The sequence below is a fragment of the Pseudomonas sp. CCI1.1 genome, assembly GCF_034348165.1.
Taxonomy (GTDB): domain Bacteria; phylum Pseudomonadota; class Gammaproteobacteria; order Pseudomonadales; family Pseudomonadaceae; genus Aquipseudomonas; species Aquipseudomonas paracarnis.
Genome location: NZ_CP133780.1, coordinates 6,515,418 through 6,541,816, shown reverse-complemented (window position 1 = coordinate 6,541,816; position 26,399 = coordinate 6,515,418). Strand labels below are relative to the sequence as shown.

General features: G+C 60.3%; 27 protein-coding genes and 1 pseudogene. 13 read left to right on the top strand and 15 right to left on the bottom strand.

Annotated elements, in window-relative coordinates:
* Positions 1 to 55: 55 nt before the first annotated feature.
* A complete protein-coding gene (gene pobA, locus RHM69_RS29910; protein ID WP_173877509.1) occupies positions 56 to 1,240 on the bottom strand; it encodes a 4-hydroxybenzoate 3-monooxygenase in 1,185 nt (394 codons plus the stop codon).
* A gap of 189 nt (positions 1,241 to 1,429) precedes the next feature.
* Here pobA and RHM69_RS29905 point away from each other — a divergent pair, with 189 nt between their 5' ends.
* Positions 1,430 to 2,305 carry a helix-turn-helix domain-containing protein gene (locus RHM69_RS29905; protein ID WP_200599229.1) on the top strand — a complete coding sequence of 292 codons (876 nt, stop codon included), beginning with the start codon at positions 1,430 to 1,432 and terminating at the stop codon, positions 2,303 to 2,305.
* Here RHM69_RS29905 and RHM69_RS29900 read toward each other — a convergent pair.
* Both RHM69_RS29900 and RHM69_RS29895 read right to left on the bottom strand, forming a co-directional pair.
* Positions 2,298 to 2,477 (bottom strand): hypothetical protein, encoded by a 180-nt coding sequence (locus tag RHM69_RS29900; RefSeq protein ID WP_003189580.1) that lies wholly within the window; start codon positions 2,475 to 2,477, stop codon positions 2,298 to 2,300. The two genes, RHM69_RS29905 and RHM69_RS29900, sit on opposite strands and share 8 nt — an antisense overlap.
* A gap of 100 nt (positions 2,478 to 2,577) precedes the next feature.
* Entirely contained in the window at positions 2,578 to 3,483 is a 906-nt protein-coding gene (locus RHM69_RS29895; RefSeq protein ID WP_014717470.1) for a LysR family transcriptional regulator, read from the bottom strand.
* Positions 3,484 to 3,588: 105 nt separating this feature from the next.
* Here RHM69_RS29895 and RHM69_RS29890 point away from each other — a divergent pair, with 105 nt between their 5' ends.
* Positions 3,589 to 4,455, top strand: coding sequence for an MBL fold metallo-hydrolase (locus tag RHM69_RS29890; protein WP_019818268.1), 867 nt, complete (start codon positions 3,589 to 3,591; stop codon positions 4,453 to 4,455).
* A 34-nt stretch (positions 4,456 to 4,489) separates the two neighbouring features.
* On the top strand, positions 4,490 to 5,104 hold the full coding sequence (locus RHM69_RS29885) for an NAD(P)-dependent oxidoreductase (RefSeq protein ID WP_014717468.1): 615 nt from the start codon (positions 4,490 to 4,492) through the stop codon (positions 5,102 to 5,104).
* Positions 5,105 to 5,626: 522 nt separating this feature from the next.
* Here the strand turns inward: RHM69_RS29885 and RHM69_RS29880 are convergent.
* Positions 5,627 to 6,499, bottom strand: coding sequence for a LysR substrate-binding domain-containing protein (locus RHM69_RS29880; protein ID WP_060767231.1), 873 nt, complete (start codon positions 6,497 to 6,499; stop codon positions 5,627 to 5,629).
* A gap of 111 nt (positions 6,500 to 6,610) precedes the next feature.
* Here RHM69_RS29880 and RHM69_RS29875 point away from each other — a divergent pair, with 111 nt between their 5' ends.
* The 3 genes from RHM69_RS29875 (at position 6,611) to RHM69_RS29865 (ending at position 10,676) form a co-directional block, all read left to right on the top strand.
* Positions 6,611 to 8,233, top strand: coding sequence for a 5-guanidino-2-oxopentanoate decarboxylase (locus RHM69_RS29875; protein WP_122301276.1), 1,623 nt, complete (start codon positions 6,611 to 6,613; stop codon positions 8,231 to 8,233).
* Positions 8,234 to 8,415: 182 nt separating this feature from the next.
* Positions 8,416 to 9,603 (top strand): cyanate transporter, encoded by a 1,188-nt coding sequence (locus RHM69_RS29870; RefSeq protein ID WP_200599228.1) that lies wholly within the window; start codon positions 8,416 to 8,418, stop codon positions 9,601 to 9,603.
* A gap of 137 nt (positions 9,604 to 9,740) precedes the next feature.
* Entirely contained in the window at positions 9,741 to 10,676 is a 936-nt protein-coding gene (locus RHM69_RS29865; RefSeq protein ID WP_014717464.1) for a LysR family transcriptional regulator, read from the top strand.
* Between the two features lie 20 nt (positions 10,677 to 10,696).
* Here the strand turns inward: RHM69_RS29865 and RHM69_RS29860 are convergent, their stop codons facing one another.
* The 7 genes from RHM69_RS29860 to RHM69_RS29830 form a co-directional block, all read right to left on the bottom strand.
* Positions 10,697 to 11,059: a 5-carboxymethyl-2-hydroxymuconate Delta-isomerase gene (locus RHM69_RS29860; RefSeq protein ID WP_014717463.1), complete on the bottom strand. Its 363-nt coding sequence runs from the start codon at positions 11,057 to 11,059 to the stop codon at positions 10,697 to 10,699.
* Between the two features lie 57 nt (positions 11,060 to 11,116).
* The gene (locus tag RHM69_RS29855; RefSeq protein WP_014717462.1) at positions 11,117 to 12,040 is read right to left on the bottom strand and encodes a LysR substrate-binding domain-containing protein; all 924 of its coding nucleotides are present in this window, start codon (positions 12,038 to 12,040) and stop codon (positions 11,117 to 11,119) included.
* 260 nt (positions 12,041 to 12,300) lie between these two features.
* A complete protein-coding gene (locus tag RHM69_RS29850; protein ID WP_019818444.1) occupies positions 12,301 to 13,647 on the bottom strand; it encodes an MFS transporter in 1,347 nt (448 codons plus the stop codon).
* Positions 13,648 to 13,726: 79 nt separating this feature from the next.
* Positions 13,727 to 14,659: a 3-keto-5-aminohexanoate cleavage protein gene (locus RHM69_RS29845; protein WP_019818448.1), complete on the bottom strand. Its 933-nt coding sequence runs from the start codon at positions 14,657 to 14,659 to the stop codon at positions 13,727 to 13,729.
* A 67-nt stretch (positions 14,660 to 14,726) separates the two neighbouring features.
* The gene (locus RHM69_RS29840; protein ID WP_014717459.1) at positions 14,727 to 15,515 is read right to left on the bottom strand and encodes an SDR family oxidoreductase; all 789 of its coding nucleotides are present in this window, start codon (positions 15,513 to 15,515) and stop codon (positions 14,727 to 14,729) included.
* Positions 15,512 to 16,234 carry a GntR family transcriptional regulator gene (locus tag RHM69_RS29835; RefSeq protein WP_014717458.1) on the bottom strand — a complete coding sequence of 241 codons (723 nt, stop codon included), beginning with the start codon at positions 16,232 to 16,234 and terminating at the stop codon, positions 15,512 to 15,514. Before RHM69_RS29835 ends, RHM69_RS29840 begins: the two co-directional genes overlap by 4 nt.
* Before the next feature lie 210 nt (positions 16,235 to 16,444).
* Positions 16,445 to 16,591 carry a hypothetical protein gene (locus RHM69_RS29830; protein WP_014717457.1) on the bottom strand — a complete coding sequence of 49 codons (147 nt, stop codon included), beginning with the start codon at positions 16,589 to 16,591 and terminating at the stop codon, positions 16,445 to 16,447.
* A 197-nt stretch (positions 16,592 to 16,788) separates the two neighbouring features.
* On the opposite strand from RHM69_RS29830, the gene RHM69_RS29825 reads away from it, so the two are divergent.
* Together RHM69_RS29825 and RHM69_RS29820 are read left to right on the top strand one after the other, a co-directional pair.
* Positions 16,789 to 18,096, top strand: a complete 1,308-nt coding sequence (locus RHM69_RS29825; protein WP_014717456.1) for an MFS transporter — start codon at positions 16,789 to 16,791, stop codon at positions 18,094 to 18,096.
* The gene (locus tag RHM69_RS29820; protein ID WP_200599227.1) at positions 18,093 to 18,851 is read left to right on the top strand and encodes a substrate-binding domain-containing protein; all 759 of its coding nucleotides are present in this window, start codon (positions 18,093 to 18,095) and stop codon (positions 18,849 to 18,851) included. The genes RHM69_RS29825 and RHM69_RS29820 overlap by 4 nt, the downstream gene beginning before the upstream one ends.
* On the opposite strand, the gene RHM69_RS29815 is transcribed toward RHM69_RS29820, so the two are convergent.
* Entirely contained in the window at positions 18,843 to 19,745 is a 903-nt protein-coding gene (locus RHM69_RS29815; protein WP_020301045.1) for a LysR family transcriptional regulator, read from the bottom strand. The two genes, RHM69_RS29820 and RHM69_RS29815, sit on opposite strands and share 9 nt — an antisense overlap.
* A 210-nt stretch (positions 19,746 to 19,955) precedes the next feature.
* Between RHM69_RS29815 and RHM69_RS29810 the strand changes: the two genes are divergently transcribed.
* Positions 19,956 to 20,360, top strand: a complete 405-nt coding sequence (locus tag RHM69_RS29810; RefSeq protein WP_200599226.1) for a ribbon-helix-helix domain-containing protein — start codon at positions 19,956 to 19,958, stop codon at positions 20,358 to 20,360.
* Positions 20,357 to 20,710: a type II toxin-antitoxin system RelE/ParE family toxin gene (locus tag RHM69_RS29805; RefSeq protein ID WP_014717452.1), complete on the top strand. Its 354-nt coding sequence runs from the start codon at positions 20,357 to 20,359 to the stop codon at positions 20,708 to 20,710. The genes RHM69_RS29810 and RHM69_RS29805 overlap by 4 nt, the downstream gene beginning before the upstream one ends.
* An 18-nt stretch (positions 20,711 to 20,728) precedes the next feature.
* Here the strand turns inward: RHM69_RS29805 and RHM69_RS29800 are convergent, their stop codons facing one another.
* From RHM69_RS29800 to RHM69_RS29790, 3 genes are all read right to left on the bottom strand, one after another.
* A complete protein-coding gene (locus RHM69_RS29800; RefSeq protein WP_020301042.1) occupies positions 20,729 to 21,781 on the bottom strand; it encodes a histone deacetylase family protein in 1,053 nt (350 codons plus the stop codon).
* A 134-nt stretch (positions 21,782 to 21,915) separates the two neighbouring features.
* Positions 21,916 to 23,148: a Zn-dependent hydrolase gene (locus RHM69_RS29795; RefSeq protein WP_200599225.1), complete on the bottom strand. Its 1,233-nt coding sequence runs from the start codon at positions 23,146 to 23,148 to the stop codon at positions 21,916 to 21,918.
* Between the two features lie 11 nt (positions 23,149 to 23,159).
* The gene (locus RHM69_RS29790; protein WP_032903170.1) at positions 23,160 to 24,476 is read right to left on the bottom strand and encodes an MFS transporter; all 1,317 of its coding nucleotides are present in this window, start codon (positions 24,474 to 24,476) and stop codon (positions 23,160 to 23,162) included.
* 157 nt (positions 24,477 to 24,633) lie between these two features.
* Between RHM69_RS29790 and RHM69_RS29785 the strand changes: the two genes are divergently transcribed.
* The 3 genes and pseudogenes from RHM69_RS29785 (at position 24,634) to nadS (ending at position 26,286) form a co-directional block, all read left to right on the top strand.
* A complete protein-coding gene (locus tag RHM69_RS29785; protein ID WP_014717448.1) occupies positions 24,634 to 25,575 on the top strand; it encodes a LysR family transcriptional regulator in 942 nt (313 codons plus the stop codon).
* Positions 25,576 to 25,681: 106 nt separating this feature from the next.
* A pseudogene (locus tag RHM69_RS29780) lies at positions 25,682 to 25,996 on the top strand (type II toxin-antitoxin system RelE/ParE family toxin).
* A gap of 2 nt (positions 25,997 to 25,998) precedes the next feature.
* Entirely contained in the window at positions 25,999 to 26,286 is a 288-nt protein-coding gene (gene nadS / locus RHM69_RS29775) for a NadS family protein (RefSeq protein WP_014717446.1), read from the top strand.
* The last annotated feature ends 113 nt before the right edge of the window (positions 26,287 to 26,399 follow it).

Genomic DNA, 26,399 nt, shown 5'->3' with positions numbered 1-26,399 from the left:
CGAGCAGGGCCCACAGGCAACGGTCACCGGTGGGAATGCTCGATACGATAGCAGGCTATTCGATAGGCTCGTAAGGAAGGCCGACGTAATTTTCTGCGATGGTTTTGCGCCCGGCCTGGGAGTGGATGAAATAGTCCAGCTCGCTCTCGGCAATGCGCTGGCTGAAGGCGTCCGCCTGGGGAAACTGATGCAGCATCGAGGTCATCCACCAGGAAAACCGCTCGGCTTTCCACACTCGGCGCAGGCAGATTGCCGAGTATTTTTCCAGCAAGTCCAGGCGCCCTTCGTGGTACACCTTGAGCAAGATGCGAAACAAGGTGCTCACATCACTGGCCGCCAGGTTCAAGCCCTTGGCACCGGTGGGCGGCACAATGTGCGCGGCATCGCCGAGCAGGAACAGGCGCCCGTACTGCATGGGTTCCACCACAAAGCTGCGCAGCGGCGCGATGCTTTTCTCGATCGACGGGCCGGTCACCAATTGTTCGGCCAATGAGCCGGGCAGGCGGCTCTTGAGTTCATCCCAGAAACGTTCATCCGCCCAGTCTTCCAGCTTCTCTTCGACCGGCACTTGCAGGTAGTAACGGCTGCGGGTCGGCGACCGCATGCTGCACAGCGCAAAACCCCGCGCATGTTTGGCGTACACCAGTTCGGCATGTACCGGCGGCGTGTCGGCCAGCACGCCCAGCCAGCCGAAGGGGTAGACGCGTTCGAACACCTTCAGCGCTTGCGCCGGTATCGACTGGCGGGCCACACCATGGAAACCGTCGCAGCCGGCAATGTAGTCGCACTCCAGGCGAAAGGCTTGGCCTTCATGCTCGAAGGTCAGCCAGGGCTGTTCACTTTTCAGGTCATGGGGTTGAACATTGGAGGCTTCGTACAGGGTGATGGCACCGGCGGCTGCGCGGGCGGCCATCAGGTCGCGGGTGACCTCGGTCTGGCCGTAGATCATCACCGACTGGCCGCCGGTCAAGGCCTTGAGGTCGATGGAAGTGAGTTGGCCATTGAGGGCAATATCAAACCCGTCGTGCACCAGACCCTCGGCGTCCATGCGTTGGCTGACGCCGGCTTCGCGCAGCAGGTCGACCATGCCCTGTTCCAACACACCGGCGCGGATACGGCCTTGTACGTAATCGGCGCTCTGACGCTCTAGAACGAGGGTCTGGATGCCAGCATTGTGCAGCAGTTGGCCGAGCAGCAATCCGGAAGGACCGGCACCGATAATGGCGACTTGGGTTTTCAGGGTTTTCATTATTTTTATGACCTTCAAGCTTCACGCGAACGTATGGAGTGAAAGAGTTGTCATTGCTCTTGTGGCTGACATTTTTCACTTGAGTGAGGCTCATAAGAAGGTGAAAACTGCGTCAAAACCTGTGCTTTTCGCCAATCGGGGCGATTACCGAACCACTATCCTGAGTATCGGATTGAAACCATGACCAAAACCGCGATTCCGGTCTTCAAGCTTTACGGGGAAAGCCAGCAGTGGCCGACTCCCGATTTGTTGCACTGCGAAACCATTTCCCGGCGCAGTCGGGAATACCAGTGGGAAATCCAGCCCCACCGGCACGCGGACCTGTGCCAGTTGCTGTATGTGCACAAAGGCCAGGCACAACTGGAAATCGAAGGCCAGCGCACCACGCTCAATGAGTCGAGCCTACAAGTGCTGCCACCGCTTTGCGTGCACGGCTTTCGTTTTTCCGAGGATGTGGAAGGGTTTGTGGTAACGCTGTCGGCACCGCTGGTCAGCCACTTGCAGGCGCAACTGGGCTCTACCATCGATGGCCTGCACACACTCGGCAGCTACCCGGCGGGCAAGGACAGCGATTACTTGAACAGCCTGTTCGTACGTTTGCAGGACGAATACGCCGATGACCAACCGGCACGGGACATGATGCTGCACGCCCTGGTCAGCGTGTTATTGGTGTGGGTCAGCCGCCAGGCGATCCAGCGCCGCCACCCACGGGCGCCACGGGGTCGTGAGTACTTTCGGCGGTTTACGCAACTGGTCGAACAGCATTACCGCGAACACCCCAAGATTGAAGACCTGGCCCACAAGCTGGGTATCTCGGTCTCACACTTGAACGGGACGTGTCGGGAGTTGGGTGGGCAACCGGCGTTGCAGATCATGCATGACCGCCAGTTGCTGGAAGCCAAGCGCCTGCTGACCTACACCAGCATGACCATCAACGAGATGTCCGAGGTGCTGGGCTTTTCCGACCCGACCAATTTCTCACGGCTGTTTCGCCGCAGGGTCGGTTTTTCACCCAAGGCGTTTCGTGAACAACTGAAGGCAGAGCAGCCTACCTGAGCGCACTGAAACTGCCGGTGCGGGGAACGCATTGGTCCTGATGGCAGCTGATGGCGAATGCCGCCGGCTGCATGCGTGTTTGCTCGACGCGGTAGGCGGCAGTCCCATACAGCGCTGTCGCCAATGCGCAGAGGGTGAAAATCGTCAGGTACTTTCTGGTTTTGATGCTCATGGCACAGACCTCTGAACGGATCTACAGGGTGCTGTTTAAAGCATAGGTCAGTCAGGGCAACTTGCCATGATGCGCTGCCATTCAGCGCGCTTATTTCACCTCAGAGCCCTATGTCCCAAACCGGCTCTTCGGGAAACCGCAGCACCAGGAAATCCAGGAGGCTACGCAGCGCCGAAGGCATGTGTTTGCGTGAGGCGTACACCGCATAGATATTCATCTGTCGCGGCTCGGCGTGCGGCAGCAAGCGCACCAACTCCCCACTGCGAATCAGCTCACCGGCCTGATAACTGGGCAGCATCGCCACCCCTGCCCCGGCCAGCGTCACGCGCATCAACGTGCTGGCCTCATTGGCCGTGATATTGCCGTGGACCGGCACCGACACGTGCTCTCCGTTTTCTTCGAAATGCCACAGGCTCTTGCCGAAGTAAGAGTGGGTCAGGCAGTTGTGCCGGGCCAGGTCTTCGACCTTCTGCGGCGCCGGATGCTCGCGCAGATAAGCCGGTGTGGCGCACACCACCGAGCGACATACGGTCAGGCGCCGGGCGATCAGGTTGGGGTCCAGATCGTTGCTGGTGCGGATCGCCAGATCGATGCGCTCGTCCACCAGGTTCACCGTGCGATCAAGCATCTGCAAATCCACCGTCACCAGGGGGTAAAGCTTGACGTATTCGGCAATCGCCGCGCCCAGCTGCGCCTGGCCGAACGAAGTGCTGACGCTCAGGCGCAACAGGCCTCGGGGCGCATCATCGGGCTCGCTGACGGCGGCCTGCATATCACCGCACAGTTCCAACAATTGCCGGCAACGCGGCAGCGTTTCTCCGCCGGCGGCGGTGAGGCTGAGCTTGCGCGTGGTGCGGTGCAGCAGGCGTGCGCCCACCCAGTCTTCCAGCTCGGCCAGGTAGCGCGAGACCACCGGGCGCGACAGGTCAAGGTGGTCGGCAGCGGCGGATTGGCTGCCCAGGTCCACCACGGTGACAAACACGCGCATTGCTTGAAGACGATCCATGATTTGCCCGATTTTAGAAACAAACTATGTCCCAGCATCGCATTTTTTGTCGTGTTTTATGCAACTAAGCTCTGTGCATCCCTTACCGATGGCAGGAGCTGCCCGATGTTCTCGACCTTCAAACGCTTGACCCTGGCCACCGCCGCCCTGGCCTTCGCTGCCCACGCAGCAGCGGCAGAGCTGAAACTCGACGTGTACAACCCAGGCGAGGCCGCAATCTTCCCGGTCAGCTCGGTGCTGGTGAGCGGCGAGAAAGACGCGATCCTGGTGGATGCGCAATTCGGCAAAGGCCAAGCCGAGCAGCTGGTGCAGAAGATCCGCGCCAGCGGCAAGCACCTGACCACCATCTACATCAGCCATGGCGACCCGGACTACTACTTCGGCCTCGACACCCTGACCGCCGCCTTCCCCGACGCCAAAGTGCTGGCGCCACAGCCAGTGGTGGACCATATCAACGCCACCGTCGCCGACAAGCTGGCCTTCTGGGGCCCGAAAATGGGCGCCGACAAGCCGGCCAAGACCCTTGTGCCGCAAGTGCTTAAAGGCCACAGCCTGACCCTGGAAGGGCAACAGCTTGAAGTGGTTGGCCTTGACGGCCCGCAGCCAGATCGCAGCTTTGTGTGGATTCCGTCGATCAAGGCCGTGGTCGGTGGTGTGGTGGTCGCTGAAAACATCCACGTCTGGATGGCCGATACCCAGAGCGCGCAATCCCATAAAGACTGGCTGGCTACCCTCACGCGCATTGAAGACCTGAAGCCGAACACCGTGGTGCCGGGCCACTACCTGGGCACGCCATCGCTGGCCTCGGTCACCTTCACCGCCGATTACATCAAGGCCTTCGACCTCGAAACCGCCAAGGCCAAGGACTCCGCCGCCCTGATTGCGGCCATGAAAAAACGCTACCCCACCCTCGCCGACGAAAGCTCGCTGGAACTGAGCGCCAAAGTCGCCAAGGGCGAAATGAAGTGGTAACTGGCTTTAAACCTTAACCCTGTTGGAGAACATCATGAGCAAGATCGCAATCATTGGTGCCACTGGCCGCGCCGGTAGCCAACTGCTGGAAGAAGCGCTGCGCCGAGGGCATACCGTCATCGCCATCGCCCGCAATACCGACAAGCTGGCTGTGCGTCCTGGCGTTACGGTCAAACAGGTTGATGCCCTGGATGCCGAAGCCTTGCAACACGCCATCAGCGGCAGCGACGTGGTGATCAGCGCGGCGCACTTCGCCACACTTCCCGCCAGCGCCGTGATCGGCCCGGTGAAAAAGGCTGGTGTGAAACGTTTGTTGGTGGTCGGCGGCGCCGGTTCACTGCTGTTGCCCGGTGGCGGGCGCGTGATCGACAGCGAAGGGTTCCCGGCTGAATATAAAGCTGAAGCCAGTGCCGGGGCGCAATTCCTGGAAACGCTGCGCCAGGAAAAGGAACTGGACTGGACCTTCCTGTCGCCATCGGCCCTGTTCGACGGCACCGAGCGCACCGGCAAATTCCGCCTGGGCACGGATGATCTGCTGGTGGACAGTGACGGCAACAGCTCGATCAGTTTTGCCGACTTCGCCATCGCCATGCTGGATGAAGTGGAAACACCGAAGCACTCGCGCCAGCGCTTTACGGTCGGTTACTGACCCAACGCCGTCAACGCTAACCACGATGCGAAGCGAGCCGCTCTTGATCTGCTTTTGATCTGCTTTTGATCTTGATCTTAGGCGCCCCGTTAAACCACGCTGGCCGGAATTCGACAGTGATTTGGGGGGTAAACCGGCAGGGATGCCGGTTTAACCGCCCCGCGCCATGAATGGCGCGGGGCGGCGGCCCCCAAAATCACTGGCGGATTACGGGCACACCGAGCCTAGGCGAGGTGCCGAGTGGTGGGGCAAGAGCCCTTTGGTTACTTTGGGCTGGGCCGGCATTCCGGCTCTTTTCCAAAGTGACCCGCTGTCAGAGCGGAACCCTAAGCGGCCGTTACCGCAGCAATGGATATGTACACAATCCAACTGTGTTGACTGTCAGTCCGCCTTCGCGAGCAAGCCCGCTCCCACAGTTGGATCGTGGGGTGTCTGGTAGATAGGCGTTGGCTTTCAGGCCGTCATCGCAGGCAAGCCAGCCACAGTTGGATCGCGGCGAGTCAGGTAGATAGGCGTAGGCTGTCATCCCACACTGGCCTCACTCACCAACCAATCCATCAGCGCGACCAACCCAACCGACGGTTCCTTCCCCGGCGGATACACCAGGAAATACCCCATCCCCGTCGACACCCGCAGTTCAAACGGCATCGCCAACCGCCCCGCCCTCAGATCCTCGCCAATCAACGCACTGTCGCCCATCGCCACCCCGGAGCCCTGGGACGCTACGGTCATTGCCAAGTCCAAGGTTTCGAAGTGGTGCCGTTGGATGGGGTCGCTCAAGCAGGCATTGGCAGCCTTGAGCCACAACGTCCAATCGCGCTCGTCTCGGGTCGGGTGCAACAGTACCTGATGCTGCAAATCCTGCGGCGTACGCAAACTGCCCAGCAACCCAGGCACGCAGACCGGCGTGAGACGCTCGTCGAACAGATGCCGCGCCTCGGCCGACTGCTCGGCGATGGGCCCGTAGATCACCGCCGCGTCAAACGGCTCACGACGAAAGTCGACGTTATAGGCCACCGTCGTGGTGAGCTCCACCGGCACATCCGGGCGTTCTTTTTGCCAGTGCAGCAAGCGCGGCAACAACCAGCGCATCACGCAGGTGGACGCTTTGAGCTGCAAGGTGCGGCGCCGGTCACCGATGTGCTCCACCGCGTCAGCGAGCAAGCCAAACACCTGTTGCGCGCATGCCAGCCATTCGCGCCCCTCCTCCGTCAGGCTCAAGCCACGCGCCTGGCGCTGAAACAAGGCATAGCCCAACTGGCTTTCCAACCCGGCCACCTGTCGACTCACCGCGCCCTGGGTAATGTGCAGGTGTTCGGCGGCACGGGTGAAGTTGCAGCACTGGGCTGTGACCCAGAAGGTGTGCAACGCAGGTAACGGTGGGAGGCGTTTCATCGGGGCGCAGCCATGACGGGAGGACATGGCGAGTATGACTTTTTATCGATTGTTGCCGCCACCGGCCAACCGCTCCAATAGCGCTTCGACCCCATCACAAGAGCGACCTGTATGGCGACCTGCGGCGAAGTATTGGTGCACCTCCTGGAACGCTACGGCGTGGACCACGTATTCGGCATTCCCGGCGTACATACCGTGGAGCTGTACCGGGGCTTGGCGCGCTCCAGCATTCGACATGTCACCCCGCGCCACGAACAGGGCGCCGGCTTCATGGCCGACGGTTATGCGCGCACCTCTGGCAAGCCCGGCGTGTGCTTTATCATCACCGGCCCCGGCATGACCAATATCACCACGGCCATGGGCCAGGCCTATGCCGACTCGATCCCGATGCTGGTGATATCCAGCGTGCAGTCACGCAGCCAACTGGGCGGTGGGCGCGGCAAGTTGCATGAGCTGCCGAACCAGAGCGCGCTGGTGGCCGGGGTGGCGGCGTTCTCCCACACCTTGATGTCGGCGGCTGAACTGCCCGCCGTGCTGGCGCGGGCGTTTGCGTTGTTCCAGGCCGGTCGGCCGCGCCCGGTGCATATCGAGATCCCCCTGGATGTGTTGGTGGAAAATGCCGACGCGTTGCTGGGTAGCACGCCTGTCAGCGTCACCCGCGCTGGCGCGGCACCGGCGGCCGTGCAGCAGATGAGCCAGAGGCTGGCTGCGGCCAAGCGCCCGCTGATCCTGGCCGGTGGCGGCGCCATTGACGCAGCCGCCGAACTGACCCGCCTCGCAGAAGCCCTCGGCGCGCCCGTGGCCCTGACCATCAACGCCAAGGGTATGTTGCCGGCCGCGCACCCGCTGCTGATCGGCTCCACGCAAACACTGCCCGCCACCCGTGCCCTGGTGGCTGAGGCTGACGTGGTATTGGCGATCGGCACCGAGTTGGCAGAGACCGACTACGACGTCACCTTCGCCGGTGGTTTCAACATTCCCGGTGCGCTGTTGCGCATCGATATTGACCCGGACCAGACCGTACGCAACTACCCGCCCCAAGTGGCACTAGTGGCCGACGCACGCATCGCCGCCCAGGCCCTGCTCACCGAAATCAACCGCCAGCCGCTGACGCCGCGCACTACCGACTGGGGCACAGCACGCGTCGCCCGTTTATGGGCCGAGCTGGAACCTACGTGGGACGCTGCGACGCGCGCGCAAACCCGGTTTCTCAACGCCGTTCTGGAGGAACTGCCGGGCGTAGTGTTCGTGGGCGACTCCACTCAACCGGTGTACAGCGGCAACCTGACCCTGAACCTCGACCACCCACGCTGCTGGTTCAACGCCTCTACCGGTTACGGCACCCTGGGTTATGCCCTGCCCGCCGCCATGGGGGCCTGGCTCGGGCGCGGCGATGGCCAACCGGTGGTGTGCCTGATCGGCGACGGCGGTTTGCAATTCACCCTGCCGGAACTGGCCAGCGCGGTGGAGGCCCGTACACCGGTGATCGTGCTGTTGTGGAATAACCAGGGTTATGAAGAGATCAAGAAGTACATGGTCAACCGTGACATCGAGCCGGTGGGTGTGGACATCTACACGCCGGACTTTATCGGTGTGGCCAAGGCTCTGGGCTGCGCGGCACAAAGCGTCCATGGCATTGAAGGGTTGCGCACGGCTTTACGTGCCGCCGCTGATCGCCAGGGGCCCACATTGCTTGAAATCGACCAGGCGCGGTGGGAGTTGCCGAGTCTGTAATCCCGCTAAGTTGGGCCTGTGGCGAGGGAGCTTGCTCCCGTGACGGCCTGACAGCCGACGCCCAATGCGCTTTTACCTCACCACTTCGCATCCGCATTTTTTCAATAGCCCCTGCGACTTTCTGATTTGCCCCGCTACACACTCCATGGCCTGATTCGCCCTTGTGCATTCAAGGCAGGCCCATGGAAAACGTTCAGGCAAAATCCACCTGCGCACTATGGCTGATGATCAGCGTGGTGCTCGTCGCCCTCAATTTGCGTCCGTCGATGGCGGCCGTGGGGCCGTTATTGGCGTCGATTCGTGCGGATGTGCCGCTAAGTTTCACCACCGCCGCCTTACTGACCATGTTGCCAGTCATGGCCATGGGCCTGGCGATGTTCTTTGGCATGGGCGTGGCCAAGCGCGTGGGCGAGCATCGCAGCATTGTGGTGTCGTTGCTGGTGATTGGGCTGGCGACTGTGTCGCGGTTGTTCCTGGATTCGGCACTGGAGCTGATCGCGAGTGCCATTGCGGCGGGTGTCGGCATTGCGCTGATCCAGGCGTTGATGCCGGCGCTGATCAAGTCGCGTTTCAGCGCCAATGTTTCGTTATTCATGGGCCTGTATGTCACCGCGATCATGGGCGGCGCGGCCCTGGCTGCTTCGTTCTCGCCGTTGGTGCAAACCCAGACCGGCAGCTGGCGTATCGGCCTGGCGATCTGGGCACTGCTGGCGTTGTTGGCCCTGGTGTTCTGGTATGCGCAGCGTTCGGCCCTGCCGCCCTTACCCCACGCCGGTTCGGGCCCCCAGGAGGCTTTTTTCAGCAATCGCCGCGCCTGGTTGCTGGCGATCTTTTTTGGCCTCGGCACCGCGTCCTACACCTGTGTGCTGGCATGGCTGGCGCCGTACTACGTCGAGCAGGGTTGGAGTGAACAAAATGCCGGCTTGCTGCTGGGTTTCTTGACTGCCATGGAAGTGATCTCCGGCCTGGTCACACCGGCCATCGCCAACCGCCGCCAGGATAAACGCGGCGTGGTGGCGGTGCTGCTGGTGCTGATCATCCTGGGTTTCTGCGGCCTAATCCTCAGCCCGCAACATTGGAGCCTGTTGTGGCCCTGCCTGCTAGGCCTGGGGATTGGCGGCCTGTTCCCGATGAGCCTGATCCTGTCCCTGGACCACCTCGACAACCCGCGCCGTGCCGGTGGCCTTACCGCGTTTGTGCAGGGCATCGGTTATCTGATCGCCGGCCTGTCGCCGCTGATCGCCGGCATGATCCGCGACCAGTTGGGCAGCTTCGAATGGGCCTGGTGGTCATTGATGGCAGTGAGCGGGCTGATGCTGCTGATCGTCATGCGTTTCAACCCGGCGCATTACGCACGCCATATCCGCTGACGTCGTATTAAAAACATTTTTTGTCCCACCCAAAACATTGAAAGGTCCTACAGCGCTTTCTATTGGTACGAGCGTTCCGTTAACATTTTGCTCAGTCTTGTACTGAGTTCGGTACAAAGGGTTTACGGACGAAACCGATGCTAAACAGTAACTTGCTCAGAAAGCTCGATATGCAGGATTTGATGGTGTTTATCGCCGTCTACGACCAGAGCAGCGTTACCGAGGTGTCTGAAACGCTGTTCGTCAGCCAGTCCACCGTGAGCTATAGCCTGAAGAAGCTGCGCACCAGCTTTGAAGATGAGCTGTTTATCAACACCCGCGCAGGCATGCGTCCTACGTACAAGGCCACCACCATGTACGAGCATGTGCAGAAGATTCTGGAAAGCATCAACCTGTGCCATGCCGGTGGCCAGGCTTTTGATCCGACCCAACAGGCCGTGACCTTCAATGTGTGTGCGCCGGAATATTTCGAGCAGCTGATTCTGCCGCGCCTGTTGAAGCGTTTCGACCATGCCGACCTGCCGGTGATCGTCAACGTGCAGAAGCTGGAAACCGACATCCCCGCCGACGACCTGCGTGAGGGTCGCCTGGACCTGGTGATCTGTTTCGGCCCGCACTTTCACCGCGCTCACAAAGACTTCAAGACCCAGATGCTGTTGGAGGACGACTTGGTCTGCGTGTGCGACCAACGCTCAGCGCCGAGGGAACAGGCGTTCAGCCTGCAGTCCTTCGTTGAGCGGCGCCACGTATTCCCCACACCCTGGACCTCCGACACCAACATGATCGACGGCTGGCTTGCGCGCCAGGCGCGCAAGCGTCAGGTGATTGCACGGGCCAACAGCTACAGCGCGGCATTGAAGATGATTGCCGGCACCGACTTCATCGTCACCCTGCCCCGCCGCGTGCAAAAGTTACTGGCACCGGCGCCGGCATTCGGTGTTTGCGAAGCACCTAACGGTTTGCCGGGGTTCACCCTGGATATGCAGTGGAACGAAACCAGTGGGCAGGACAGCGCCAATACCTGGTTTCGGGAGCAAGTGGTGAAGGTGTGTGCGGATCAGGGCCTTTTGTAATTGGATGGCGATGGTGGAAGTCAGCCGATGGCGATTTTGCTGTAGGAATCGCGATCAATATCCAGCAGCTCGACACTCAGTTGTACCTGCACACCTTCGGGCCACGGGCCCAGGTCCTGAAGCACCGCCAGCAGGCTTTCTGATAGCTGCTTCTTGATCTGCGGTGAACGCCCGCTCAATAACGCCAGACGCACCGCGACAAAACCGCGCTCACCCAGGCCAGTGCCGACCCGAAATCGCTCGACCGCCACCGCACGGCTCTTGATGTCGAACTCGGCGCCGAACTGACCGGAGGCCACCAACGCATGGTTAAGGCGCAACAGGGCCTTGTCGATGTCCAGTTGCGTCAGGTTGGCGGTGTGTTCCAAGTGCAGGTGCGGCATGCTTTTCTCCGAGTTTTTTGTAGGAAGATGCCAAGCTATATACCACGGAAAAACACCTCAAGCCTTGGCCACCAGCCCTCTATCACTCATGAATGCCTCCAGCCGCGAGCGCATCCAGCGCTCCGCCGGGTCGGTGTCGACATGGCTGAGCCACACCATCGACAAATCCAGAGTCGGGGTTTCGAACGGGAACGGCTCGCAGAACAGGTTCCCGCTGGCAGCCATGGCCTGGGCGGTGTAATCGGGCAGGCTGGCGATCATGTCGGTGCCGGCAAGCAAGGCCGGCAACGAGCTGTATTGCGGCACCGAGAGCACCACATGACGTTTGCGACCCACTTCTGCCAGCCACTCATCGGCAAACCCGGCGACGTTGGCGGTGTGGGACACCAGCACGTGGGGCCGTGCGCAATATTCGTCGAGGGTCAGCGGTGTGTCCGAGGCATCGGCGCGCAGCAGGCACGGGCGGATGTGCCGCAACAGCTTGCGCTTGGCATTGGCCGGCAGCCCGCGGGTCTGGGTGATGCCGACGGTAATATCGCCGGAAGCCAACAAGTCCGGAATGCGCCAGTAATCCACATGCTGCACCACAAACACCACCTGCGGCGCCTCCTGGCGCAAGGCGCGCAGCAAGGGTGGCAGCAGGCCGAACTCCACGTCATCGGACAGGCCGATGCGGAAAGTCATGGTGCTGATGGACGGGTCGAAATCATGGGTCAGGCTCAGGGCCGAAGACAGCGAGTCCAGGGCTGGCGACAGGTGCTGGATGATCTCCTCGGCGCGCGCCGTAGGCTCCATGCGATGGCCGACACGAATAAACAGTGGGTCGTTGAACAGGGTACGCAGGCGGTTGAGGGCCGAGCTGATGGTCGGTTGGCCGAGAAACAGCTTCTCCGCCACCCGCGTCACATTGCGCTCGAGCATCAGTGCTTCGAAGACCACCATCAAGTTGATGTCGGCCTTGCGTAATTCATTGCGATTCATCGGCGCCTGCCCCTTTGCCCAAGACAAGCGGCAGTTTAGGAAGGCTGCGGGGCTGCGTCTATGTGCGCACTGTTCAATAAACGGGTTTGGGACTATAAATCAGGTCTTGAAGGTTGCAGGTACCCCCTTGTGCTGGTCATTTTCGCCTTAAGCGTCCTGCTCAGCGGGGCTTTGCTCTGGGCCATCAAATTCATTGTGCACCCCACCGCCAGGACACTGCTGCGCGCATTTGTCGGCTTGTGCCTGGCGGCGGTGCTGGTTTACCTGGTGCTGGCTTCCGGATTCCCCACTTCGTTGCTGGTGTGAGACGCTTCCTGGCCCTGGCGCAGGCGTAAAGCCGACAACGCAGCCACCACCAACACCACGGTAATGACTTTCAAGCCGTTCATGGCATTGCCCGTGCTCATCTCAATGGCGCCCATCACCGACGGCCCGACAAAGCCGCCCAACAACCCGCACGCATTCACAAACCCCAGCCCTCCCGCCAAGGCCACGCCTTTGAGGCGCGAGGCCGGGTAGAGAAACACGATCGACTGCACCACAAAAAACATCACTGCAGACAGGCAAAAACCCAACAGGCTGAACACCGGCCCCGACACCGACGCAATGCCCAGCCCCAATGCCATGGTCAGCAACCCAGTGACCAGCAGCCGGCGGCAACGCCCGGGCGTGGTCGCAAAACGCGGGATCAATACCGCACCCAGTGCCGCCGCGATCCACGGCAACGAGGTCAGCAGGCCGACACTCATGGTGCTCAACTCGCCGTATTTGCTGATGATGCTCGGCAAGAAAAAGATCACGGTGTAGAGGGTGATCTGATGGCAAAAATACACAAAGATCGCCAGCAGGATTTGCGGCGTCAGCCAGTTTTTCAACGCATGGCCGCCCGCCCCCGCACCTTCCTCGGTTTCCTGGGCGATACGCTGTTCAATACCGCGTGCTTCTTCGGCCGACAGCCACGGCGCCTTGCTCGGACGGTCCGGCAACTTGCGCCACACCACCCAGGCAAACGCCACGGCGGGCAGGCCTTCGAGTAGGAACATCCACTGCCAGCCGTGCCAGCCGAGCATACCGTCCATACGCATCAAAGCCGCGCCCACAGGGCCACCGATGATGTTGGCAAAGCACACGCCCAGCAGGAAATACCCGGTGGCGCGCGCCCGCTGTTCGCGGTTGAACCAGTAGGTCAGGTACAGCATGACACCGGGAAATAAACCGGCTTCGGCAATACCCAGCAGCAGGCGCAATACGTAGAACGACGTTTCGCCCTGCACAAACGCCATCGCCGCAGAGATCAGGCCCCAGGTCACCATGATGCGGGCGATCCAGAACCGCGCTCCAACCTTGTGCATGATCAGGTTGCTGGGGATTTCTGACAGTGCATAGGTCAGGAAAAACAGTCCGGCGCCCAACCCGTAGGCGGCGGCAGAAATACCCAGGTCGACGTCCAGGTGATGCTTGGCCAGGGCGATGTTGGTGCGATCCAGAAAGCTCAGAATGTAGGCAATGATCAACAGTGGCATCAACTTGGCAAACATCAGTCTGTTGAGGGCCTGCGGTTCACGGGGTGAACCGGTCTTGACGTGCTTGGGCACTTCGATACGCATGGTGTGATCCCCTTATTGTTGTTGTGCGGGAATGTCGGCCACGTCATGACGCGGCCTTTTTGTCGATAAATAAACGGGATCAGAAATTGACCTGGTCACGCCCCTTGAGCCCGAGGATTTCCCGCGCTTCATCGGGCGTGGCGACGCGGTGGCCGAGAGCCTCGATCACCGTGCGAATGCGCCGTACCTGGTCGGCATTCGAAGCCGCCAGCTTGCCCGGCCCGTCCCACAACGAATCCTCCAGGCCCACCCGTGCGTTGCTGCCCATGGACAGGCCCATGGTCGCCAGCGGGATCTGCCCACGCCCGGCACCGAGGATCGACCACACGTAGTCATCGCCAAACAGGCGGTCGGCAGTGCGCCGCATGTGCGCCAGGTCTTCCGGGTGCCCACCGATGCCGCCACGCAGACCAAACACCGACTGGATAAACAGTGGTGGTTTGAGCAGGCCGCGTTCCAGGAAATGCGCGGCGGTGTAGAGGTGGCCGATGTCGTAGCACTCGATTTCAAAGCGGGTGCGGTTATCGGCACAGGCATTAAGGATGTGGGCAATGTCGCGGAAGGTGTTGCGAAAGATCCGGTCGTCGCTCTCTTCCAGATACGGGCGTTCCCAATCGTGCTGGAACTCGGTAAAGCGGTTGAGCATTTCGTACAGCCCGAAATTCATCGACCCCATGTTCAACGAGGCCAATTCCGGCTTGAACTGCATCACCGGTTGCAGGCGCTCCTCCACGCCCATAGTCGGCGCGCCGCCGGTGGTGATGTTGATCACCACGTCACTGGCCGCCTTGATCTGCGGCAAAAATTCGGCGAACAGCGCCGGGTCCTGGCTAGGGCGCCCATCAATCGGGTCACGGGCATGCAAGTGCACAATGGCCGCGCCAGCTTGGGCGGCGCCGATGGCTGCGTCGGCGATTTGCTGCGCGGTGATGGGCAAATGCGGTGACATCGACGGCGTATGAATGGCGCCGGTAACAGCACAGGTAATGATGACAGGGCGATTTTTGGGCATGACGATTCTCCGACTTTTATTCTTATGAAAAAAATCCTGGGTGCAGCGCGATATGTGCTTGCGTGGCTTACAGGTACTCGACGTTACCGTCGACACTGATCGCCTGGCCGGTCACGTTGCGTGCGGCGGGCGAACAGAGGAACAAGGCCATGGCAGCCACGTCTTCGGCGGTGACCATGCGCTTGAGGGAGATCTTGTTGAGGTATTCCTGGCGCATCTGAGCTTCGGGCACGCCGAGTTGCTCAGCGCGGGCGCGGATCACACCGTCCATGCGCGGGCCTTCGACAATGCCGGGCAGCAAGGCGTTGACGCGGATGTCGCTCTCGCCCAACTCCGAAGCCAAGGATTTCATCAGGCCGACAATGGCCCATTTGGTCGCCGCATAGGGCGTACGCCACGCGTAGCCTAGCCGCCCCGCCACCGAGGCGATATGCAGCAAATGGCCGTGGGACGATTCCTTGAGCAGCGGTACTGCGTGGTGGGCAAAGCGGTATTGGGCCGTGAGATTGATGTTGATGGTGGCTTGCCACTCGGCGTCGCTGATGGTGTCGATACCTCCCGTAGGCCCCGCAATTCCGGCATTGTTGACCAACACGTCCAAACCGCCGAACTGCTCGCGCTGCACCTTGAATACCGCCTCGACCTGCGCGGCATCGCTGACATCGGCGCGGGTCGCGACGCTGCCAGGGTATTTATCCCGAAACGCCGCCAGCGCCGGCTCGCTCACATCACACACATGCACTTGGGCGCCGGCTTCCATATAGGCCGCGGCCAACACTTCACCAATGCCGGCAGCCCCGCCGGAAATCAACACACGTAACCCAGGATAAGGCTGTAGCCGTTGTAGGACACTCATGCACGTTTACCTCCTGATACAGACGACCGCGCACGGTCGTTTTTGACGAGCAAGCGCGCCAGGGAATCGGCGGCCTGCATGATGTCGTCGGTCACCGCTGCCCGCGCGCCGGCGCCATCGCGGGCAGCCAGGGCTTCAACGATGCGCGTATGCGCTTCCATCGAACGTTGCAGGTGGGCTTTATCGGGGGCGACCAGGGCAAAACACGGCCCCATGTGCAGCCAGAAATTCTCCACCGCTGCCATGGTCAATTCGGCCTGGGCCACTGCATAAATGCGACGGTGAAAGGCGAAGTTGGTCCACAGGTAGCGGGATACGTCGACCTCATCGGCGGCGTGTTGCATCTGGTTGCACAGATCGGTGATTTCGTCGAGGTCGTGTTTTTGCAGGAGCAGCACGGCTTTTTCCGCCAGCAAGCCTTCAAGGGCTACCCGCGTGTCGCGAATTTCACGCAAGCGTTCGGCGGTCATCAAACGCACTCGCAGGCGGGAAGTTTCGGTGACTTCAAAGGCGTTTTCGGCGCTCAGGCGTTGCAACGCTTCACGTACCGGCATGGGGCTGGAGCCGAGCGCTTCGGCGAGGCCACGGATGGTGAGTTTCTGGCCAGGCTGGAAACGGCCACTCATCAGCGCTTCGCGGATCTGGCGGTAGACCTGGTCTTGCAAGGTATCGCGGGACACCTGACGCAAGGTGGGCAGGAGGAGCGGACCATCGGTCATGAGGCAAAACCTGTGTTGTGGTTGTTATGGCCTCAATATGTGATCACAAATCAAATATGTCAAATGATTTCCCGCCAATGAGCGTGAGCACATAGACATGTGGGAGCGGGCCTGGCCGCGATGCAGTGTGTCAGTCACACATTGGTTGACTGACACACCGCCATCGCGGGCAAGCCCGCTCCCACAATTTGACCGCGTTTGACCTGTTACTCAGGGTTTGAGCGGACGCTCCTGGTCACGCTCGGAAAGCTCGGTGCCGTCGTCCGGATGCTTCCAGGTTTGCGGCTTTTCTTCTTCAGGCTTCTGCCGATGCTCTTCACGCTCCGGCTCGTGGTGCTGCTTCTGTTCGTTCCCCATAAAGGTCTGCGCTCATAAGAATCGGACACAGCTTCAAGCATAGAACACAGCAGGCTGTTTTGAAGCCGGCCCAGATTGATAGCCAATACGCATCAATTCATCCAAATTAGTCACTTATCATTTCTAAATGTGTCAGCCACTATCCCAAGTCTTAAGCGAAACAAGCACTTTAAAAAGAACGCTGGAGACACAAAACCATGACGACCCCTTCCCGGCCTGCGGCTGCCCCCTCCAAAGTAGGCGCTGTATTGCGCGTTACTTCGGGCAATTTCCTCGAACAGTTCGACTTCTTTCTGTTCGGTTTCTATGCCACCTATATCGCTGCCGCGTTCTTCCCGGCCGCTAATGAGTTTGCGTCATTAATGATGACCTTCGCCGTGTTCGGCGCTGGCTTCCTGATGCGTCCATTGGGCGCGATCATTCTGGGTGCCTACATCGACGACGTGGGCCGTCGCAAAGGCTTGATCGTGACCTTGTCGATCATGGCCAGCGGTACGCTGCTGATCGTACTGGTGCCCAGTTATCAGACCATCGGCCTATGGGCACCGTTTCTGGTGCTGTTGGGGCGCCTCCTGCAAGGCTTCTCGGCCGGCGCGGAGCTGGGTGGCGTGTCGGTGTACCTGTCCGAAATGGCTACGCCGGGCCGTAAAGGCTTCTACACCAGCTGGCAGTCGGGCAGCCAACAGATCTCCATCGTCGTCGCCGCGGCCCTGGGTTATGGCCTGAACGTGTGGATGGAACCTGCGGTGGTGGCCGATTGGGGCTGGCGTATTCCGTTTGCCGTCGGTTGCGTGATCATTCCGTTTATCTTCGTGTTGCGTCGCAACTTGCAGGAAACCGAAGAGTTCGCCAACCGCAAGCATCGCCCGACCATGCGTGAAGTGATGGCGACCCTGGTGAAGAACTGGACCGTGGTCATCGGCGGCATGCTGATGGTGGCCATGACCACCACCGCGTTCTACCTGATCACTGTGTACGCACCGACCTTCGGCAAAACCGTGTTGCACCTGAGCACCTCGGACGCCCTGCTGGTGACCTTGCTGGTCGCGATTTCGAACTTCTTCTGGCTGCCAATCGGCGGCACGTTAAGCGACCGCTTCGGCCGCAAACCGGTGCTGATTGCCATGACAGTGCTGACTGTCCTTACGGCTTATCCGGCATTGTCCTACGTGGTCAACGCACCAAGCTTTGCGCACATGCTGGAAACCCTGCTGTGGTTCTCGTTCCTGTATGGCATGTATAACGGCGCGATGATCCCGGCGTTGACTGAAATCATGCCGGTGGAAGTGCGTGTGGCGGGTTTTTCCCTGGCCTACAGCCTGGCGACAGCAGTGTTCGGTGGCTTTACCCCGGCGATCTCCACCTGGTTCATTCACATCACTGAAGACAAGGCTTCACCTGCGTATTGGATGATCTTTGCCGCGCTGTGTGCATTGTGTTCGACCCTGGCGTTGTATCGCCGCGCCAATACCCGTGGCCAAGTCCTGCAGGAGGCCGCGCAATGAAGCCGCTGTTCAAGACCCTCACCGCTGTCGTCCTCGGCACCCTGGCGCTGGCCGCCCAGGCTGAGCAACTCAAAGTCATGACCTCGGGCGGCTTCACCGCCGCGTATAAGTTGCTCGGCCCGCAATACGCCAAGCAAAGTGGTGACACCCTCGAGACCATTCTTGGCCCGTCCATGGGCAAGGCGCCGGAAGCGATTCCCAACCGCCTGGCCCGTGGCGAGCACGCCGATGTGGTGATCATGGTCGGCTATGCCCTGGACGAATTGATCAAACAAGGCAAAGTCGACCCCGCCTCCCGCGTGGAATTGGCGGACTCGCGGATCGGCCTGGTGGTGAAGGAAGGTGCGGCCAAACCTTCGATCAATACCGACGCCGAGCTCAAGGCTGTGCTGAGCCAAGCCAAGTCGGTGGCCTATTCGGATAGCGCCAGCGGCGTGTATGTCGAGAAGCAATTGTTCAAGAAACTCGGCATGCCGGCCAAGGGCACCATGATCGAACGCGTGCCGGTGGGCGAGCAGGTGGCCAAGGGCGATTACGAGGTCGGCTTGCAACAAGTGGCGGAGCTGTTGCCAGTCAAGGGTGTAACGTTTGTGGGCAAGATCCCGGAAGACGTGCAGTCGGTGACGCGCTTTGCCGCGGGCATTCCGGTGAACGCCGAACACCCGGAGCAGGCCAAGGCGCTGTTGCAGTTCATGGCATCGCCCGAGACCCAGCCAGAGGTGCAATCCACCGGCCTGGACTCGGTGTCACGCTGACCGGAACGGCATCTCCCGCACCAACCGCTCCAACTCCAGCGCCGCCGGTGGCAATGTCCGCCCGCGGCGCTTGATCAAGCCCACATTGCGCAGCACCTGGGGCTCCACCAGCGGCACACTGACCAGAATCGGGTGAGTGTGCGCCGGCATCGCAATCGACGGCACCATCGCTACGCCCAACCCTGCCTCCACCAGCCCGATCATCGTGGTCACGTGGTGCGTCTCGCAGATACTCGGCTTTTTCACCCGCACCCCTCGCAGGGCCTGGTCGAGCAGGAAGCGGTTGCCCGACGTCTTATCCACCTCGATGTAGTCATGCTCATAGGCCTCGGTCCAGCTCACGCTGTCACGCTCAGCCAACGGGTGGTCACGCCGACACGCCAACACATAGCGCTCCTGCAACAGCAACTCGAATTCCACCTCATCGGCCAGGCTGCCGCTGAAACTCACACCAAAGTCCGCCTCGCCGCTGGCCACCGCATTGCACACCTCGCCGGCACTGGCATCCAACACCCGCAGGCGAATCTTCGGGTACAGCTTATGGAATTCGGAGATCACGTGGGGCATGAAGTAGTACGCGGTAGACGGCACGCAGGCGATGGTGACGTTGCCCATGCGGGTGGACGCGACGTTGCTGATGCCCATCAAGGCGATGTCCAGATCATCGAGCATTCGCTCCACCTGGGGCAAAAACGCACGCCCGACCATGGTCAGGCTGACCCGCCGCGTGGTGCGTTCGAACAGCTTTACATCCAGCGCGGATTCGAGCTTTTCGATACGCCGGCTGAGGGCCGGTTGCGAGATACGGATGGCCTCGGCAGCGCCACGAAAACTGCCCTTGTCCACCACGGCGCGGAAGGCTTGGAGGTCGTTGAGGTCGAAGTTGATGATCACGGGAGGCTGGCCAAAGGTGGTCGAGGTGGCAAGCATTATCGTATGGGAGCCGGTGGGGCGCCATGTATGCCGAGACGGTTTGCCGAGATCATCCTGTTACACATATGAAGTCATACATATCAGCAAGTTATCGGCCGCCTGCGGCCACGCGATCGCCAAAACGGGTCAATACTTGGGGCCTGACCTACACAACTGGAGACGTAGCAACTCATGGAAACCTACCCCTTCTGGATGGACGACGAGTCGCCGGGCATCGGCATCGATCAGTTGCTTCTTGCATCGCGCCAAGGGTCGAGTAGGATTGAATCCTACTCAACCCTGGCGGATAACCCCATGCGCTCAACCCAGCAAATGAGCATCACCTTGCCCCTTGAAATGGCTGCCATGGTCAAAGCCAAGGTGGCTGCTGGCGAATATGCCAGCGAAAGTGAAGTGATTCGCGATGGCCTGCGGGCGTTGCTGGCGCGTGATCGTGCCATGGAAGATTGGCTCAGAGACGAAGTCATCCCAGCAGCGACCGCCCTTGAGGCGAAGCCTGAGCTTGGGTTATCGCCAGAACAGGTCCGCGAACATATGGCCGCCAGACGACGGGGCAAAGGCACAGGGCAAGCGTGAGCTACTCGGTAGTTTTTTCGCCCGAGGTCTTGGCGCAGCTCGATGCCCTCGAAGACTACATCAGCGATGTGGGCTCCCCTCTTGTAGCGGTGCGTTTTATCGACAATCTTGTCAGCTACTGCGAAAGCCTTGCCCTGTTTCCCTTGCGCGGCATGCACCGTGACAACCTGCTGAAAGACTTGCGCATCACTCACTATCGTCGCAGCACCATTATTGCGTTCAGGGTGAAGCCTGACTTCAAAACGGTATCGATAGTGGGGGTGTTTTACGGCGGGCAAGACTACACGGCGTTGTTGCATGCAGATGAGAACGAACACCCGACAAGGGCTGAAAAGCCTGCTGAAAACTGATCAGCAGGCTTTTAGCGTTCAATCACCCTTTAGTGAAGGGCCTGATAGCGCGTTCCACGCCGTTGGTGCACCGAAAAACGCCTGGGCATTACTGTCCAACGTTTCCAAGTGATACCCGCCTTCCTGCACGATCACGCAGGGTAACCCCAGCGCGCGGATGCGGGCTCCCAACCGCGCAAAGCCTTCCCGCGTCACCGCGACTTTGCTTTGTGGGTCCAGCTCGTAGATATCGAAGCCCAGTGACAACACCAGCACATCCGCCGAAAAGTCCTTCACCGCTGCCAGGGCCTGCTCCAGCTTTTCGAAGAACACCGCTTCGCTGGCACCATGGGGCATCGGCAGGTTGAGGTTATACCCCTCGCCGGCGCCACCGCCTTTTTCCTCGGCAAAGCCTGCCACGCCAGGATAGAAGTTGGTCGGGTCGCCGTGGATCGACACATACAGCACGTCGTCGCGGTCGTAGAAAATTTCCTGGATGCCTTGGCCGTGATGCATATCGGTATCGAGCACGGCGACACGCTGGAAACCTTGGCGCAGTGCTTGCGCAGCCACGGCCGCATTGTTGATGTAACAGAAGCCACCGGCCGCGTCGAAGCGGGCGTGATGGCCCGGGGGCCGGCACAAGGCGTAGGCGGCAGGGGCGCCATCGAGGATGTCTCCCGCTGCGGCGATGGCGCTTTGGGCTGACCAATAAGCCGAGCGCCAGGTCAACTCACCGATGGGGCAACTGCCATCGGCCAGGTAGCGTGCCGCCTGGGCCAGGATGCCGCGCAAGGCATTGGGTTCACGCACGAAGATGTTGGACATGACTTCGTCGCCCCAGTCTTCGGGGATTTCTTTCCAGCGCTGGTGAGCTTCTTGAAGAAAAGCCAGGTAGTCGCCGCCGTGCACGGCGAGCAACGGATCCAGACCGTAGTCGGCCGGTTGCTGGATATCGAAGCCCAGGGTTTGCGCAGCCAGCAACAGGTTGCGCGCGCGCTCGGGAACCTCCTGGGGCGTGCGCATCTGGCCGCGGGAGTAGTAACTACGTGGGTGATGCAGGAGTTGTTCGGGGTGAAAAAACGTCTTCATGAGTTGCTCCTGGATAAACACAGAACCTGTGGGAGCTGGCTTGCCTGCGATAGCGGTGAATCAGGCAGTACATTGTTCTCTGACAGTCCGCTATCGCAGGCAAGCCAGCTCCCACAGGGGTGCGGCGTCGGCCTTTAGAAATGAACATGCCCGGCGCGTTTCAAGACGGCGTTAAGCAATACATCGGTGCCCTGGCGCACATCGTCGGGCAAGACATCTTCGGCTTCATTGTGGCTGAGGCCGCCAACGCAGGGGATGAAGATCATGGCGGTGGGACAATAGCGCGCCAGGTGAATCGCATCGTGGCCGGCACCGCTGACGATGGTCTGCTGGCTGTAGCCCAAGCCGTCCACCGCAGCCTGCACGCAAGCCACGCATTCGGCGTCGAACGGCGTGGCCGGGCTGATCCAGTGAGGCGTGATGGTGACGCTCAGGCCACGGTAGTCAGCGATAGCCTGCAGGCGTGCACGCACTTGCTGCTCCATGGCGTCGATGTCGGCGTCGCGGTGATGGCGCAGGTCGACGGTAAAATTGAGCAAGCCGGGAATAGTGTTGCGCGACGACTTGGCGATGCTCAGTTCACCCACAGTGGTGAGGCCCTGCGGGGCAAAATCGGCAGCGAGATTTTCCAGGGCCTGGATCATTTTCGCCGCGCCGTACAGCGCATCTTTACGCAACGGCATCGGCGTGGTCCCGGCGTGCGCGGCCATGCCTTCGACCCGTACATCAAGCCAGCGAATCGCTTGACCACCGGTGACTACGCCGATGCTGTTGGCGTTGTCTTCCAGGATCGGGCCTTGCTCGATATGCGCCTCGAAATACGCATCCACTGCGCCACCCAACGGGCGCTCACCGTTGTAGCCGGTGGTGCGCAACGCCTCGTTCACGCTGATACCGTCTACATCGGCGGTTGCCAGTGCCTTGTCCAGGGCGAGCGTGCCGGTGAACACCGCCGAGCCCAGCATGGCCGGGGTGAAACGGGCGCCCTCCTCGTTGGTCCACACTGCAATTTCCAATGGCTTGCGTGTCTGGATGCCGTGGTCGTCAAGGCTGCGGATCACCTCCAGGCCAGCCAACACGCCGTACACCCCATCGAAGCGTCCACCTTCGGGCTGGGTATCCAGGTGGCTGCCCATCATCACAGGGGCTGCGTCCTTATCGGTGCCGCCGCGGCGGGCGAACAGGTTGCCAATAGCGTCCACGCTCAACGTCAGGCCAGCGGCTGTACACCAGTGGCTGAACAGCTCACGACCGGCCTTGTCTTCAGCGCTCAATGCCAGACGGCAGCTGCCACCGCGTGCCGTCGCGCCGATCTCGGCCATGTCCATCAGGCTATGCCACAGGCGCTCGCCATTAATCTTCAACATTACTGACTCCCTCAACTGTGTGCCATTTCCAGGCGGTGAGCCGTGGCGTGGCGGCGGGACAAGGCCAGCACGCACACCAACGAGACCGCCGCGATCACGCTGTAAAACACTGCCATCGGCCACCATTGGCCCAGGTATTGATGAGCCAGCCAGGTGCCGATCAGCGGCGTCAAACCACCGGCCAACGCGCCGCATACCTGGTAGGCGAGGGAAATCGCGGTGTAGCGCACACGGGTTTCAAACAGGCCGCTGACAAAACCTGCGATGACGGCGTAGAACGACGCCATGCACACCACCGCCAAGGCAATGCCGAGGATGATCAAGGGCGCCTGGCCGCTGCTGACCAAGACGAACATCGGATACGGCGAAGCCATTGCCAGTACACACATGGCGCACAGGAACCGCGTAGCGCCGACCTTCTCCGCCACCCAGGCGGCCAATGGCTGAACGCAGAACTGGATAATGGCAACGAAGAACAGGCATTCCAGGATCAGCGATCGCGGTAGGTCCAATTGCTGAGTGCTGTAGGCAATCATGAAGGTGTTAGTGAAATACACGCCGGCAATCCCCAACGTATTGGCGCCAATGCACAGCAATAGCGGGCGCCAAGCGGTCTTCAGCACTTCGAGGACGGGGGCTTGGTCCTTTTTAATAGCACGGGCCTTTTCCGCTAGGGCCTTGTCTTCAAGGAACTCCGGCGACTCGTTCACACCCAGGCGAATCGCCAGGCCGACCACTAGCAGTAAGGCGCTGGCCAGGAACGGCAGGCGCCAGCCCCAACTGAGCAGGTCTTCTTCCGGCAGACGAGTGACGGCGCTGAACGCCAGCAAGGACAGAATCAAACCGGCCGGGCTGCCCAACTGCGCGAAAGATGCAAAGAAGTTACGTCGCCCCTTTGGCGCATGTTCCCCGGCCATCAACACCGCCCCACCCCACTCGCCGCCGACCGCAATGCCCTGCACCACTCGCAACAGTATCAGCAGCACTGGCGCGGCAGCGCCGATCTGCGCATAGGTCGGTAACAGGCCGATGCACACCGTCACCACGCCCATCATCACGAGGGTAATCACCAGGGACTTCTTGCGCCCGATGCGGTCGCCGATATGGCCAAACACGATGCCGCCCAACGGCCGTGCGAAAAAGCCCACGGCGAAGGTGCCGAAGGCGGCCATGGTGCTGAACAGTCTATCGTCGGAAGGGAAGAACAGCTGACCGAACACCAGCGCGGCGGCGGTGGCATAGATGTAAAAGTCGTACCACTCGATCATGGTGCCGATAAAGGCGGCGGCCGCGGCACGGCGAGGCTGCGGCGAAGCAGAAGGCTTCATGGGGCTGGCTCCTTTGGTTATTTTTTTGGCAGGAGAAGATCAAACCAGTGCGCTCTGGTGGCGCTCGTTAAGCCCGATTTTTCGGCCTGGGGCTATGATTAGTCAATTTTCTATTTATTATCTTAATTATAAAAACTGCTTATTATCGAGCGATGCCATGCCCGAATCCCGCCGCGATATTCACCCCCTGCTCAACGACCGCCTGGACTGGAACCTGCTGCGCACCTTCCGCGTGATCGGCCAGGAACTGAGCATCAGCCGCGCTGCTGCCCGCCTGCATCTGACGCAACCGGCGATCAGCCAGGCGCTCAAGCGCCTGGAAGAACAGCTGGATTGCCAGCTCATCCTGCGCCGTGGCCCGCGCTTCGTACTCACCGAGGCGGGTGAACAGATCTTCGCCATTGCCGGGGAGATGTACGGCCAGGTTTCGCAGATGAGCAACGCCCTGCAAAAGCCGGGTGATGAAGTGATCGGCAAAGTGCGCTTGCTGATGATCAGCCGGATTAATTCCGACACTTTCGATGACTTTCTCGCAGGCTTTCATCGCGAGCACCCACGGGTAGACCTGGAGGTCGAAGTGATGCGCAGCTCCGACATTGTTGCCGCGCTGCTGGAAAAAACCGCGACCCTGGGGCTCAGCCTCAACCGCCGGCCACAACCGCGCCTGGAACAGCATCTGTTTCTGCGTCAGCGTTATGCGTTTTTTTGTGGGAAACACCACCCATTGTTCGGACGCACAGGGTTGGTCGAAGGGGATCTGCAATCGGAAAATTTCGTGAGCTTTACCAGCGACCAGATTGGCGGGATGCTCTCGCCGCTGACTATTTTCCGTGATCAGCAAGGGTTCGGCGGGCGGATTGTGGCGTCGTCATCCAGCCTGGAAGAAGTGCGGCGCCTGGTGATTGCCGGGTATGGCCTGGGATGCCTGCCGGTGCATGTAGTGGCCGAAGATGTGCAGAACGGGCTGCTCTGGCGGCTGCCGCCGGATGAGGGCATTGCGGATGTGGATATTCACGTGCTTTGGAACCGGGAGCAGAAGATGAGTCGGGCGGAGGGGGTGTTTATTGAGTGCCTTTTGGAGCGGTTGGCCAGAACATAATTGGCCGCATCCGAGTGCGCCAAAAAGCAGTTACAACTCACCGGATGCGCACCGAAGCGCGCACGGCTAGGATTGCAGCGAACTAAGCCAATGGCGTACATAAGCGATGATTTTCATTGAGACATCGGTCTTCACACGTCGCGTTAAAGAATTGATCGACGAAGATGCCTACACGGCCTTTCAGAACGTGCTTGTAGTGAATCCCGCTGCAGGCGATGTGATTGAGGGTACGGGCGGTATCCGCAAAATACGAGTAGCAGCCAAGAGCCATGGTAAACGAGGCGGGGCACGTGTGATCTATTACCACTTCGCCTCGGCATCATAGATTGTTTTACTGATGATCTATCCCAAAAATGAACAGCAGGACTTGAGCGCCGACGAACGCAAGTCACTGAAGGCTGCGATTGAGCACTGGAGATAGCTATGAGCCGACTTTTTGATGAATTGATGGAAAGCGTTCAAGAGATGAACGAGATCCTGCGCGGAGAACGGGAGCCATCCCGTGAATTTCATGTCGACTCAATGCGAGTTAAAGAGATCCGTAAGGCAACAGGGCTGACCCAGGCTAAATTCGCAGCGCTGATTGACGTTCAGCTCGGTACGTTGCGCAACTGGGAGCAGGGTCGTCGCGAACCTACTGGGCCGGCAAAGGCGTTGTTGAAAGCTATCCATAACGACCCGGTACATGTACTGAACGCGCTGGCTAGCTAAAATAAAACTCCCCCCTGCACCTTAAACATCGTCATAACCGGAAAAGCTCGGAGCTGACTCAACTTCGGGCTTTTTCGTTTGTGATGCTGAGTGAGGACTCTTCAAAAACCTCA